Here is a 12,622-nt window from a genome sequence, read left to right as displayed (position 1 = left end):
CGCTGGCGGCCAGGCGGGACGGGTCAGGCCGGCGGCGGCGAGATGCGAAAGGCACGCTGCTCGGGCGCCACATGCAGCACGGCGGCAGGCACCGTTGCAGGTCTCTTCGACGGACGCTGGAAGACCATCGATTCCTCCTCGGCGTCCTGCGGCGCGCCCCAGAATTCGGCTAGCGTCGGGCCGCCTTTCACCCGGTGGTCTGTCACCAGAAAACCCCAGACTTCGCGGAACCAGACGCGGCGGCCCATTTTTGTGTACCAGCGCATCGAATGCCGCTGCTCGGGGTCGGGATGGAACAGGATGCGCGCCAGCGCCTTCGGCCGCGACTGCACCGCCAGTTCGATCAGCTTGACCGAAAAGAACAGCATCCACGGCTTGAGCCGGCTCATGTGCAGCACCTGGTGCTTGTAGTCCCACAGGCGGGCGTCCCTTTGGATGATCCTGCGGTCGCGAGCGATGCGGAAGAACGGCGTCCACCGATGCGGCGTCACATAGAGCGCCTGGATCTGGTCCGGGTCATAAGCGATGAGTTGGCGAAAGCCGCGCCAGAGATCGCGGAACCCCTCATCCTCGAAGCCGGCCACCCAGGTCGCCATCGACAGGATGCCGTGCCTTCGCAGCAGCCGTATCGCCTCGCGATCGGACGAGGTGCTGCCGCCCTTGCGGATCAATTGCAAGGTCTGCTCGTCGGTGTTTTCCATCCCGAGCAACCAGCGGATGACGCCGGCCTTGCGGTAAAGGTGCAGCATGTCGGCGTCGCGCACGATGTCGTCGGCGCGAGTCGAACCGACGATCAGCACCGGCACGTCCTCGGCGATCATCGCCTCCAGGAAAGCGCGCCAGGCCTTCTTCGAGACGGTCGGGTTCTCGTCGGCGAGGTTGATCAGCTCGACGCCGTGCTGGCGGTGCAGCCAGGCGATCTCCTTGGCGAACCTGACGGGGTCGCGATGCCGCCAGCGGGTCCAGAAACCGCGCTGGCCGCAATAGTTGCACAGATGCGGGCAGCCGCGCGAAAACTGCATGACCACGGCGCGCTTGCCGCCCCAGTAACTGTATCTGCGGTGGTCGATCAGTTCCCAACCGACGCGGTAGGCGTCGAGGTCGGCGATGGTCATCGCCGCTTGCGTGGCGAAAGGACGATTGAGATCGTCGCGATAGGCGATGCCGGCAACGCTTGCCGGCGGCTGGCGCATTTCCATCGCCTCGACCAGCGCCACCACGGTCGCCTCGCCCTCGCCGCACACGATGAAGTCGAAAACGTCCGTTTCGGCGAGGATGTCGCGCCAGTGATAGGTCGGGAACACGCCGCCGTAGAGGATGATCGTCGCCGGTTCGCGCGCCTTGATCATCCCCGCGATCAACAGGGCGGTCGGGTGCGCCGAGGTCGATCCGGAATGGCCGATCAGGACGAAGTCGGGGCAGTCCTTCAGGGCTTCCGCGACGACCGAGGCGAGCGGCATCGGCCCGAACTCGGCATCGACGAGCCGCACCTCGTGGCCGGCGTCTATCAGCGGGCCGCCGATCGCCAGAAGACCAAGCGGCGGCAAATGATCGTCGGGCACGCGGCTGCCGATGGCTGTGTGCGGCGGATTGATCAGGACGATGTTCATGGCGGACCTCCAGGGAGTTGGTCCGCGCATGCTGGCCGGCGATAGTGCCGCCCGATTGGCCCGTTTCAGCAGTTTGCTTGCAGCTTTTCCGCAAAAACGAGGAATAGCATCAGCGTCTGAGATGCGCGAGCGGCACGTGGCCGGGTCCCTTGATGTTCTGCAGCACCAGTTGCGTGTGGACGTCGCGCACGCCGTCGAGCCGCATCAGCCGGTGCATGACGAAGGCGTTGAGCTCGTCGACCGACGGCACCATGACATGCAGCAGGAAGTCATGGTCGCCGGTCATCGTCCAGCACGACGACACCTCGTCCATGCGCTGCACCGCGGCGATGAAGTTTTCGGGCGAGCCGTCGCTATGGCTAACGAGGCGCACCTGGATGAACACCTCGACCATCAAGCCGACCGCGCGGCGGCTAATCATTGCGGCAAATCCCTTGATGATGCCGGCTTCCTGCAACGCTTCGAAGCGCCGCGCGCAGGGCGTGGTGGAGAGGCCGATCTCCTGCGCCAGCTCGGAGACGGGCTTGCGCCCGTCGCGTTGCAGGACATCGAGCATCCTGATTTCGAAATCGTCGAATTGAGGCATTTTTACTCCTCTCATGCGGATTATGAGTGAATGTTATCCCGAATATGGCGGGCGGTCCATCATCAAAACCGATTTGCCTCGGCAGATCCGGTTACGCTCCGCGTACGTTAGCCATTGATGCTTTGCGAGGAGAAAAACCATGACGACGATGAGCGTTGCCGAATATGCCCGCGACTGCGCGGCGCAGGGGTTGCGTGGTGACTACTCGGTATGCCGCGCCGATTTTACCGTGGCGCAGGGTTATGACTATTCGGCCGAGGAGCAGGCGGTGTGGCGCACGCTGTGCGACCGCCAGACCAAATTGACGCGCAAGCTCGCCCACCACTCCTACCTCGATGGCGTCGAGAAGCTCGGCCTTCTCGATCGCATCCCCGATTTCGAGGACGTCAGCGCCAAGCTGCGCAAGCTGACCGGCTGGGAAATAGTCGCCGTGCCCGGCCTCATTCCGGCCGCCCCCTTCTTCGATCACCTCGCCAACCGCCGCTTCCCGGTCACCAACTGGCTGCGCACCAGGCAGGAACTCGATTACATCGTCGAGCCGGACATGTTCCATGACTTCTTCGGCCATGTGCCGGTGCTGTCGCAGCCGGTGTTCGCCGACTTCATGCAGATGTATGGCAAGAAGGCCGGCGACATCATCGCGCTCGGCGGCGACGAGATGATCACCCGGCTCTACTGGTACACGGCCGAATACGGCCTGATGCAGGAGGCTGGCCAGCCGCTGAAGGCGTTTGGCGCCGGGCTGATGTCTTCGTTTACCGAGTTGCAGTTCGCGGTCGAGAGCACGGAGGCCCACCATGTGCCGTTCGATCTGGAGACGGTGATGCGCACCGGCTACGAGATCGACAAATTCCAGCGCGCCTATTTCGTGTTGCCGTCCTTCGACGCCTTGCGCGATGCCTTCCAGACCGCGGATTTCGAGGCGATCGTCGCGCGCCGCAAGGGCCAGCCGGCGCTCGATCCGGCGACGGTCTAGTCCGACTGCATGGCGGCCCCGGTTGGCGGAGCGTTCTCCTCCGCCGCCGGGACATCCCGCCACCTCCTACAATGCGTAGATGGTCCGGTTGAACTTCGTCTCCATCACCACATGGGAAGCGGTTTTGATGACGCCGCCGATTTCATTCAGCGCATTCACCTCTCGGTTCAGCTTCTCGAGCGTCTCGGCGGCAAGGTGGATGATCAGGTCCCATTCGCCGGTTATGGCGTAGACCGCCTGGATCGAAGGCATCGCCTTGATCTTTCTGGAGACGTCCGGATAGCTCTTGTTGTTCAGGGCGGCGAGCGTGAAACAGTGGACGGCGTTCTGGGCCGCCGCCTTGGTCAGCCGCACGGTATAGCCTTCGATGATGCCGCCGGCCTCCAGCTTCTGGATCCGCTCCTGCAACGCTGTCCGCGATACGCCGAGCTGACGTGCCAGTGACGCGACCGGCTCACGCGCATTCTTCTGCATCAGCGCGAGCAGCTGACGATCCTTCTCGGTCAATTCCACAAACAAATCCTCTCGCTCGATCCGCGCTGCAACCATCACACCCGCCGCGCGATCCTATCGGCTGAACAGCCCCCGCGACAATCGGGAAGACGGGCCGGCGCGGACGGAACAAAGCGAACATATCCGGCACTTTGCCGTCTCAAGGCACGCAATGACTGCGCGACCGCCATAATCCCGCATTTCGCCGGGTAGAACCCTTCCTTTTGCGACCTGACTGTCTGGGGTCACAAACGCCGGTCCATCAGGGGAACCAGCTTCGGCTGTGGTGGGCACAAACCGAAACCGGTCCACGTTGAAGCTGTGGCTGAAAGCGCTGAGATCCGACGTCAAGCATCCTATCAGTTTCAACCACAAGGGAGGGATAACTTTGAAAAAGCTACTCGATTTAGCCGTTCTTGCCGCCGCGACATTCGCGATCACAACGGCTGCCATGGCCGGGGAAACCCTGGACCGCGTCACGTCGAAAAAGGCGATGGTCATCGCCACCAACGCGGCCTGGCCACCACAGAGCTTTCTCAACGACAGCAACGAACTCGCCGGTTTCGACATCGATGTCTCGCGCGAGATCGGCAAGCGCCTTGGCGTCGAGGTCTCGTTCGAAACGCCCGATTGGGCGACGCTGACCGGCGGGCGCTGGCAGGGACGCTACGACCTCGGCGTCGGATCGGTGACGCCGACGAAAGCCCGTTCCAAGGTGATCGACTTTGTCGGCATCTATTATTACAGCCCCTATGTCTACGTCCTGCACAAGGACAGCGGCGCGAAATCGGTCGCCGATCTCAACGGCAAGATCATCGGCGTCGAGACGGCCACCACGTCGGAGGATTTCATCCGCCGCAAGCTCGAAATCGACGCACCCGGCCTGGCTCCCATCGAATACAAGCTCGAGCCGGGCGAGATCCGCACCTATGCGGATTCCATGCTTCCCTTCGATGACCTGCGGCTTGGCGACGGCGTGCGCCTGAACGCCGTGATCGCCCCGGAGCAGACGGCGCAGAATGCCATCAAGAACGGCTATCCCGTGAAGATCCTGGAAGGCGAGTACGCTTTCCGCGAGCCGCTCGTCGTCATCGCCGAGAAGAAGGATCCCGAGTGGACCGCAAAGGTCGCTGGCATCATCACCGGGATGAAGACGGACGGCACGCTCGCCGCGCTGACCACGAAGTGGTACGGCAAGGACTACAGCGCCAAGTAAAGTCATTCCGCCGGCTGTCCCTGGGCAGCCGGCGGCGTCACCAAACGCATGCCCCTCACCGCAAAGTCATCGATGGCCTATCCGGACACCTATTACGCCCGCACTCTGACCGACCGGAAGACGAGGCCTCCGCTGCAAGGCGAGGCGCAATGTGACGTGGCCGTCGTCGGCGCCGGACTGGCCGGGCTGACGACAGCGCTGCAGCTGGCGCGCGCCGGACTGCACGTCGCCGTGCTGGAAGCCCAGGTCGTCGGTTTCGGCGCTTCGGGCCGCAATGGCGGTTTCGTCACGCCCGGCTTCGCCACCGGCGGCGACAATATCGCCGCACGGGTCGGCGGGGAGGCGGCGCGCGACCTGCATCGGCTGTCGATCGAAGGCGTGGAATTCGTGCGCGACACCATCGAGACGCTCGGAATATCGGCCGCCCTGCCGCGTGCCGGCCTGCTCAGCGTCTTGCGCTATGACGACGGCGACGCGCTGAAGGCCTATGCCGACCAGATGGCCCGCAACCATGGCTATGAACTTCAGTATCTCGATAGAGAAGACGTCCGTGCGGTGCTGAAGTCCGTCCGTTACCACCAGGGCCTGCGCGACCCGAACGCCTTTCACATCCATCCGCTGAACTATCTGCGTTGCCTGGCTGACGAGATCGAGCGCCTGGGTGGCAAAATCCATGAAAGCTCGGAGGTCGTAGAATGCGATCTCTCGGGGTCGCAAAAGATGCTTCGCACCAGACAAGGCACGCTTCGGGCACCCCAGATCGTGCTCGCGACCGGCGGCTACACCGGCCCGGTGTTCGGCCAGCTCTACCGCGCCTTTCTGCCCATCGCGACCTATGTGATGGTTTCCGAGGCGGCTCCCCGCCTCATTGCGCAAGCCGTCGCCACCACGGATGCCGTCGGTGACAACAGGCGGGCCGGTGACTATTATCGCCTGGTCGAGGGCGGCAATCGCCTTTTGTGGGGCGGGCGCATCACCACGCGCGCCGCTTCCGCCGACGCGCTGGCGCACGAGTTGCGCCGTGAGATGGTCGGCACCTACCCGCAGCTTGCCGGTCTCAGGACCGAGCTGGCCTGGTCCGGGCTGATGTCCTACGCCCGGCATCTGATGCCCCAGATCGGAGAGCTGCGCTCCGGCGTCTGGTACTGCACCGCTTTCGGTGGCCATGGCCTCAACACCACGGCGATTGCCGGAAAAATTGTCGCGGAGGGCATTCTGGGCGTTTCCGACCGGTACCGGCAGTTCGCGCCGTTCGGACTGAGCTGGGCCGGCGGCGCCGCCGGCTTGGCCGCCGCGCAGCTCACCTACTGGAAACTGCAGGCGCAGGACTGGTGGCGGGAACGCCGCGCCACCGCCAAGGACAAGGTGACGGCATGATCGGCAGGCTGATGCTCTCCTATCCAGGGCTTGTTCGCCACGCGGCGGCGGCGCTTTTTCCGGCGCTGCTGGCCGCGGCCCTCTACGCCATGGGTATCAAGTCGAGCTGGATCGGCTCGTTGATGCCGCTTGCATCCGACTGGTTGCATGCCAACCCAGCCCTGTCGCGCGCCCTCTCGGCCGTGTTGATCGCGCTCCTGGTGCTGGTGAACTGCAAGCTGCTGCTGCTCCTGCCCCGACGCCAGCAGATCGCCGGCGTCTGGATCGAGCTGTTCGCGCTGCTGATGCTGTTCTTCTATTCCTTCGACCTCTCCTTTGCCTTCATCGCCAGGAAGGTCGGCTTCCTGATCACCCAGGGCGTCACCACGACGCTTTACATTTCGGCGATCTCGATCCTTATCGCGACCTTGATCGCGCTGGTCGGCGCCATCGCCAAACTGACTGGCAACGGCATCGTTTACGGACTGGCCACCTTCTACACGTCGCTGTTTCGTGGCCTGCCGTTGCTGATGCAGATCTACATCATCTATCTCGGCCTGCCGCAGGTCGGCTACGTGATCGGCGCGGTGCCGGCTGGCATCGTGGCGCTGTCGCTGTGTTATGGCGCCTACATGACCGAGATCTTCCGCGCCGGCATCGAAAGCATTCCGCGCGGCCAAAGCGAAGGCGCAACGGCGCTCGGCCTGAGTCCGGGCCAGACCATGGCGCTGGTCATCCTGCCGCAGGCCATGCGCGTCATCATTCCGCCGACCGGCAACCAGTTCATCGCCATGTTGAAGGATTCCTCGCTGGTATCGGTCGTTGGCGTCTGGGAGATCATGTATCTCGCCCGCACGATGGGTCAGACGGAGTTCCGTCACATCGAGATGCTGATCACCGCCTCGATGATCTACTGGGTCCTATCGATCGCGCTAGAATTCGGCCAAGCCTATCTCGAACGGCGCTTCGGCCGATCGGAACGCTAGGCGGTTGACGATTCAAATCGGCGCGGTTGCGGCGCCTCGGCCTTCAGCCGCACAAGCTGGTCGCGTTGCAGATCGAGCGCGGCGGTGACGAAGCGCCGAATGGTGGCAAGCTCGGCGTCGCTGAATGAGGCAATGACCTTCTCGCCTTCCCGCGCGATGGCGCCGTAATATCGCGCCGACAGCTCCCGTGTTGCCTCCGTTGCCTCGATGACCACTTTGCGCCTGTCCTCGAGGCTACGCGTGCGCGTCAACAGGCCGCGCGCCTCCAGCCGATCGATCAGCGCCGTCACCGCTGCCGGTGTCAGCCCGGTCGCGGTCGCGATCGCACCGGCCGATTGCGGGCCGCCATGGAGCAGGCCGATGCAATGGCGCTCAGCCATGTTGAGGCCGAGTCTCGCCCCCACCGCCTCGTCATAGGCCTGCGTCGCGTCCTGCCACTGCATGATGGCAAGGCCGATCGCGGTGGCCAGTTCGGTGCGATCTCCGCTTGACGAATTTGTTTCGATCATCTAATTATCAATCCGTCTAACATTTAGACTGTTATAGCAATATGCGGCCGCGGCTTGCTGTAGGCAAGGGTCGGCCGCCAACGAGGAGTGGAAAATGAGCCCGATCCAACAACATGCGCCTCTCTCGCATGAGGAAGAGTTCAAATATGCCAAGCTGGCGATGGAATGGTACGGCTGGGGCTCGCCCATCGGCGTCGGCATCCTGCTGGTGTCGCTGGCAGCCGCCGCCGTACTGATGCGCATCGCCGTCTACGGCCTGTAATGATGGCTGTCGCCGCCACCGAGGCATTGCCAGTCGCCATCATTGGCGCCGGCGTCGCCGGGCTGGCTCTTGCGCCATGCTTCGTCGGCAAACAGTTGGCGTCTGCCTACTCGAGGCACGATCGCGCGAAGCCTCTAGCGAAGGTGCGTTCTCACCCTGGCGCCCACCATTGAGGACGCCGTGTTGTGGCCGCCTGCCTCGTTGCGACGGCCGACGGGCATTAGTGATCAGTCACGCGGCGGCCGAGATATCCGTGCCCAGGATCGTCAGGTTGCGGCCCGCATGCTTGGCCTGGTAGAGACGCCGGTCCGCAGCGCGCATCAGCTCCGATACGTTGACATCCTCGCCGCAGACGGTGCCGCCTATGCTGACCGTCAACGGGATGGTTCGTTCATCGACAGGCCGGAAGCGGATCAGCTCGACCTCGCGGCGGATCCGTTCGGCAACGCGCTTGGCCTCCTGTTCCGTGGCTCCGGTCAAAAACGCGCCGAACTCCTCGCCGCCGATGCGGCCGAGCACGTCACCGCTGCGCACGCCGCGCTCGATGGCGCTGGCGATCAACAGCAGCGCGTCGTCACCGGTCAGGTGGCCGAAATTGTCATTGATCATCTTGAAATGATCGGCGTCGATGATCAGCAGCGCGCCGCGGTCGGACTTGCGCCGGGAGCCGTCCAGCGCGGCAAAGAAGCTTTCCCGGTTGAGCATGCCGGTCATGTCGTCGCGGCTCGCCTTTTCCGCCAGGCGGCGGTGCGCTGCGGCGAGTTGGGCATGGGCACGGGCAAGTTCGCGATGGGCGTTCTTCAGCCTGTCGCTCTGCCAGAACGTGCCGGCGCATGCCGTCCAGGCAAGGACCAGCGGACAGAGCGTCGATGTCAGCCAGATCGTGCGGGTGACCGGGAATCCCATGGCTGGCACGATGATCAACGTCAGCAGGAGAGAGGCCGCGACGGAGGCGAAGGCGATGGCGGCGGCTTTGAGAATAATGCTGTTCATCGCAGGCTCCCCACAGGACTGTCTCTGTGCCAGCAAGCCCTGAAGGCTATCTTTCCGGGATGCATAAAATTTGAATCGTGTGGCTATTTCTGCAACTTCAACGCGCAGAAGTTGTGGATAAAGTCCCTTTCAGAATCCCTGTTTCATGCCATAAGGAGCGCATGACCACGCTTCCCGACCCCGCCCGCTTCGCCCATGTCACCGACTGGGTATTCGACCTCGACAACACGCTCTATCCGCACCACTCGAATCTGTTCTCGCAGATCGACGTCAAGATGACCGCCTATGTCGGGGAACTGCTGGCGCTGCCGCGCGAGGAGGCGCGCAAGCTGCAAAAGGAGCTGTATCGCGAATACGGCACGACGCTGAACGGGCTGATGACGCGCCACGGCATCGATCCCGACGACTTCCTCGAGAAGGTCCATGACATCGATTATTCGTGGCTGGTGCCCGATCCCGTTCTCGGCACCGCCATCCGCCAGCTTCCCGGCCGCAAGTTCATCTTCACCAATGGCGACCGCAGACACGCCGAGCGCACCGCGCGCCAGCTCGGCATCCTCGAGCATTTCGATGACATCTTCGATATCGTCGCCGCCGGCCTCAACCCCAAGCCGGCGCGCCAGACCTACGAGAAGTTCGCAGAACTGCACGCCGTCACCGGCCACAATGCGGTGATGTTCGAGGATCTCGCCCGCAACCTTTCCGTGCCGAAGTCGCTTGGCATGACCACGGTTCTCGTGGTGCCGCGCAATTTCGAGCCGACCTTCTCGGAAATCTGGGAACGCGACCCGGCCAACGAGGATGACGTCGATTTCGTCACCGACGATCTCGCCACGTTCCTCACGACCATAATCGTGAGTGAGTGAGGAATTGAGGGATTGAGGAATTGGTCAGGACGCCCCAGTTCCTATTCATTTCCCCAGTTCCTCATTTCCCTGCTCCCGCAATTCCTATTCCCCTAGCTTGTAGAAGCGGTTGATGATGCTCCAGGCTTCGTCGGCTGTGTCGACGAAATCGATGATGTCCTGGTCGCCCGGGCTGATGGTGCCTTGCTCGGCGAGGAAGTCGAGGTCGATCGCCCGCTTCCAGAAGGATTTGCCGAACAGGATCACCGGCACGCGCTCCATGCGCCCGGTCTGGATCAGCGTCAGCGTCTCGAAGAACTCGTCCATCGTGCCGAAGCCGCCGGGAAACACCGCCACGGCCTTTGCGCGCATGACGAAGTGCATCTTGCGGATGGCAAAATAGTGGAAGTTGAAACAGAGCTCCGGCGTAACATAGGGGTTCGGTGCCTGCTCGTGCGGCAACACGATGTTGAGCCCGATCGACGGCGCGCCGACATCGGCGGCGCCGCGGTTTCCCGCCTCCATCACGCCAGGCCCGCCGCCGGTCACCACGACATATTCGCGATAATATGACGTGGCCGACTGCTGCGAGCAGAGGCGGGCGAATTTGCGCGCCTCTTCGTAATATTTGCTGTTTTCCTCGAGGTTCTTCTTCTGCGTCTCGTTCTTGGCGGCCCAGGCCTCGCCGCCCGGTTCGGGCAGGCGCGCGCCGCCGAACAGGATCACCGTCGAACGGATGCCGCGCTCGGCCAGGATCATTTCCGGCTTCAGCAGTTCCAGTTGCAGCCTGACCGCTCGCAATTCGCGCCGCGTCATGAAGTCGGGATCGTTCCAGGCCAGGCGGTAGGTTTCGGCCCGCGTCTGCGGCGTGTCCGGCACGCTTTTCGACCGCTCCAGATCCTCGTCCGAATGCGGCAGCGGCGTCCATCCCGCCTTTTCCATGGGAGTCATCGAATCCACCCGTCCATTCCTTTACTTGCGTCGTCCCGTGACGCAGCCGCGATTGACCCCCATTGAGCCTTAACATAGGGTCCGCGCGACTTTTAAACAGGTTAAGGCGCAGCCCCTTAACAGCTTGGTAATGGAGCAAATTCATGTCGAAGCCCGATCTGGCGAGCCTCGAAAAGACCATCGACAGGGCCTTTGAGGAACGCGACGCCATTTCGACCGCGACCCGCGGCGAGGTGCGCGACGCCATCCAGTCGGCACTCGACCTACTCGACCGCGGCACCGCCCGCGTCGCCGAACGGCAGGCCGACGGCAAATGGCACGTCAACCAGTGGCTGAAGAAGGCCGTGCTGCTCTCCTTCCGGCTCAATCCGATGGAGATCATCAAGGGCGGCCCCGGCGAGGCCGTGTGGTGGGACAAAGTGGCGTCCAAGTTCGACGGCTGGAGCGCCGTCGATTTCGAGAAGGCGGGCTTCCGCGCCGTGCCGTCATCGATCGTGCGCCGTTCAGCCTATGTCGCGCCCGGCGCCGTCTTGATGCCGTCCTTCGTCAATGTCGGCGCCTATGTCGATAGCGGCACCATGGTCGATACCTGGGCTTCGGTCGGCTCCTGTGCCCAGATAGGCAAGAATGTCCACCTTTCGGGCGGCGTCGGCATCGGCGGCGTGCTGGAGCCGATGCAGGCCGGCCCCACCATCATCGAGGACAATTGCTTCATCGGCGCGCGTTCCGAAGTGGTCGAGGGCTGCATCGTGCGCGAAGGCTCGGTGCTCGGCATGGGCGTCTTCATCGGCCAGTCGACCAAGATCGTCGACCGCGCCACCGGCGAGGTCTTCTACGGCGAGGTGCCGCCGAATTCCGTTGTCGTCGCCGGATCGATGCCGGGCAAGGCGTTTCCAAACAACGAACCGGGCCCAGGCCTCTATTGCGCCGTCATCGTCAAGCGGGTCGACGCCAGGACCCGGTCCAAGACCTCGATCAACGAATTGCTGCGCGATTGATCTTTCAGCCGGGCAGGTGCACCTTCCGCCGGCGCGACGATCGGTCGCGCTGGTTCAACATGGAGGGGTGACATGGACTGGAAATATCTGCTCACAAGCTTTGACGGTCGCATCAACCGGGGCAAGTTCTGGGCTGGCATCGGCGTATTCATCGTTATCGGCGTTATTGCTTTCATTCTCGATGCGATCCTCGGCACGCGTTTCACCACGGCCAGCGGTGCCCAGATCGGCATCATCGGCATCCTCTTCGCGCTGGCATCGATCTATTTCGCGATTGCCCTCTATGCCAAACGCTGGCACGACCGCAACAAGTCGGGCTGGTGGACGCTGATCGGCTTCGTACCCGTCATCGGCGGCATCTGGCTGCTGGTCGAACTCGGCATCCTCGAAGGCACCAGGGGTGCCAATCAATATGGATCGGACCCGCTTGCCTGAAAAATCGGATCTCAACTGGCTTTTCTTCAAGACCTCGGGCCGCGTCAGCCGCGCGGCCTATTTTCTCGGCGGATTGCTCGTCGCCATCATCCAGGCGTTCCCGCTGTACCGCTTCACGCTGGTGCCGGAGGGCTCGGCCGAGAGCAACATGTGGTCGTTCATCTTTTTCATCGCCTTCATCGCCTCGCTGTGGTCGAACATCGCGCTGGCGGTGAAGCGGCTGCACGACCTCGACAAGCCGGGCATCGCCGCGCTGATCCTGTTCGTGCCGGTCGTCTCGATCGTCGCCTTCCTTGTGTTGTGCCTGTTTCCAGGGCAGCCTGGGCCCAACCGCTACGGCCGGCGCACCAACGAGCCGGCTGAATCAAAGAAATAGAGCATGATGTCGTCCGAAACGGCTTCACACT

The 12,622-nt window shown here is 63.1% G+C and carries 15 protein-coding genes; 9 read left to right on the top strand and 6 right to left on the bottom strand.

All coding sequences use genetic code 11. The features are described from left to right. Positions 1–23 precede the first annotated feature (23 nt). Both bchE and FJ492_RS03235 read right to left on the bottom strand, forming a co-directional pair. Positions 24–1,610 (bottom strand): magnesium-protoporphyrin IX monomethyl ester anaerobic oxidative cyclase, encoded by a 1,587-nt coding sequence (bchE, locus tag FJ492_RS03240; RefSeq protein WP_140768457.1) that lies wholly within the window; start codon positions 1,608–1,610, stop codon positions 24–26. 109 nt (positions 1,611–1,719) lie between these two features. Continuing rightward, complete coding sequence (locus FJ492_RS03235; RefSeq protein ID WP_140768455.1) at positions 1,720–2,196, bottom strand: Lrp/AsnC family transcriptional regulator; 477 nt, start codon at positions 2,194–2,196, stop codon at positions 1,720–1,722. A 139-nt stretch (positions 2,197–2,335) separates the two neighbouring features. Here FJ492_RS03235 and phhA point away from each other — a divergent pair, with 139 nt between their 5' ends. Further along, positions 2,336–3,172: a phenylalanine 4-monooxygenase gene (gene phhA / locus FJ492_RS03230; RefSeq protein ID WP_140508396.1), complete on the top strand. Its 837-nt coding sequence runs from the start codon at positions 2,336–2,338 to the stop codon at positions 3,170–3,172. 66 nt (positions 3,173–3,238) lie between these two features. On the opposite strand, the gene FJ492_RS03225 is transcribed toward phhA, so the two are convergent. Continuing rightward, the gene (locus FJ492_RS03225; RefSeq protein WP_198028776.1) at positions 3,239–3,685 is read right to left on the bottom strand and encodes an Lrp/AsnC family transcriptional regulator; all 447 of its coding nucleotides are present in this window, start codon (positions 3,683–3,685) and stop codon (positions 3,239–3,241) included. Between the two features lie 430 nt (positions 3,686–4,115). Here FJ492_RS03225 and FJ492_RS03220 point away from each other — a divergent pair, with 430 nt between their 5' ends. The 3 genes from FJ492_RS03220 to FJ492_RS03210 all read left to right on the top strand — a co-directional run bounded on the left by FJ492_RS03220 (position 4,116) and on the right by FJ492_RS03210 (position 7,222). Further along, on the top strand, positions 4,116–4,880 hold the full coding sequence (locus tag FJ492_RS03220) for a transporter substrate-binding domain-containing protein (RefSeq protein WP_245262126.1): 765 nt from the start codon (positions 4,116–4,118) through the stop codon (positions 4,878–4,880). Positions 4,881–4,952: 72 nt separating this feature from the next. Further along, a complete protein-coding gene (locus FJ492_RS03215) occupies positions 4,953–6,257 on the top strand; it encodes an FAD-binding oxidoreductase (protein WP_140768693.1) in 1,305 nt (434 codons plus the stop codon). After that, positions 6,254–7,222, top strand: coding sequence for an amino acid ABC transporter permease (locus FJ492_RS03210; RefSeq protein WP_140716238.1), 969 nt, complete (start codon positions 6,254–6,256; stop codon positions 7,220–7,222). Before FJ492_RS03215 ends, FJ492_RS03210 begins: the two co-directional genes overlap by 4 nt. Here the strand turns inward: FJ492_RS03210 and FJ492_RS03205 are convergent. Next, positions 7,219–7,731 carry a MarR family transcriptional regulator gene (locus FJ492_RS03205; RefSeq protein WP_140716236.1) on the bottom strand — a complete coding sequence of 171 codons (513 nt, stop codon included), beginning with the start codon at positions 7,729–7,731 and terminating at the stop codon, positions 7,219–7,221. The two genes, FJ492_RS03210 and FJ492_RS03205, sit on opposite strands and share 4 nt — an antisense overlap. Positions 7,732–7,825: 94 nt before the next feature. Between FJ492_RS03205 and FJ492_RS28640 the strand changes: the two genes are divergently transcribed. Then, positions 7,826–7,993 carry a hypothetical protein gene (locus tag FJ492_RS28640; RefSeq protein ID WP_181166567.1) on the top strand — a complete coding sequence of 56 codons (168 nt, stop codon included), beginning with the start codon at positions 7,826–7,828 and terminating at the stop codon, positions 7,991–7,993. A gap of 231 nt (positions 7,994–8,224) precedes the next feature. On the opposite strand, the gene FJ492_RS03195 is transcribed toward FJ492_RS28640, so the two are convergent. Then, positions 8,225–8,986, bottom strand: a complete 762-nt coding sequence (locus FJ492_RS03195) for a GGDEF domain-containing protein (protein ID WP_140715500.1) — start codon at positions 8,984–8,986, stop codon at positions 8,225–8,227. Positions 8,987–9,147: 161 nt separating this feature from the next. On the opposite strand from FJ492_RS03195, the gene FJ492_RS03190 reads away from it, so the two are divergent. Beyond that, the gene (locus FJ492_RS03190; RefSeq protein ID WP_140508386.1) at positions 9,148–9,852 is read left to right on the top strand and encodes a pyrimidine 5'-nucleotidase; all 705 of its coding nucleotides are present in this window, start codon (positions 9,148–9,150) and stop codon (positions 9,850–9,852) included. An 84-nt stretch (positions 9,853–9,936) separates the two neighbouring features. Here FJ492_RS03190 and FJ492_RS03185 read toward each other — a convergent pair whose 3' ends face one another. Continuing rightward, entirely contained in the window at positions 9,937–10,782 is an 846-nt protein-coding gene (locus tag FJ492_RS03185) for an LOG family protein (RefSeq protein WP_140508385.1), read from the bottom strand. 143 nt (positions 10,783–10,925) lie between these two features. Between FJ492_RS03185 and dapD the strand changes: the two genes are divergently transcribed. The 3 genes from dapD (at position 10,926) to FJ492_RS03170 (ending at position 12,591) form a co-directional block, all read left to right on the top strand. Beyond that, complete coding sequence (gene dapD / locus FJ492_RS03180; RefSeq protein WP_140508383.1) at positions 10,926–11,780, top strand: 2,3,4,5-tetrahydropyridine-2,6-dicarboxylate N-succinyltransferase; 855 nt, start codon at positions 10,926–10,928, stop codon at positions 11,778–11,780. A gap of 72 nt (positions 11,781–11,852) precedes the next feature. Then, the gene (locus tag FJ492_RS03175) at positions 11,853–12,215 is read left to right on the top strand and encodes a DUF805 domain-containing protein (protein ID WP_027143827.1); all 363 of its coding nucleotides are present in this window, start codon (positions 11,853–11,855) and stop codon (positions 12,213–12,215) included. Then, positions 12,208–12,591 (top strand): DUF805 domain-containing protein, encoded by a 384-nt coding sequence (locus FJ492_RS03170; RefSeq protein WP_246672860.1) that lies wholly within the window; start codon positions 12,208–12,210, stop codon positions 12,589–12,591. The genes FJ492_RS03175 and FJ492_RS03170 overlap by 8 nt, the downstream gene beginning before the upstream one ends. Positions 12,592–12,622: the final 31 nt, after the last annotated feature.

The sequence above is a fragment of the Mesorhizobium sp. B2-5-4 genome, from assembly GCF_006441095.1.
Taxonomy (GTDB): Bacteria; Pseudomonadota; Alphaproteobacteria; order Rhizobiales; family Rhizobiaceae; genus Mesorhizobium; species Mesorhizobium salmacidum.
Note: the sequence above shows the minus strand (reverse complement) of the source record. Positions and strands in the feature narration are given on the sequence as shown.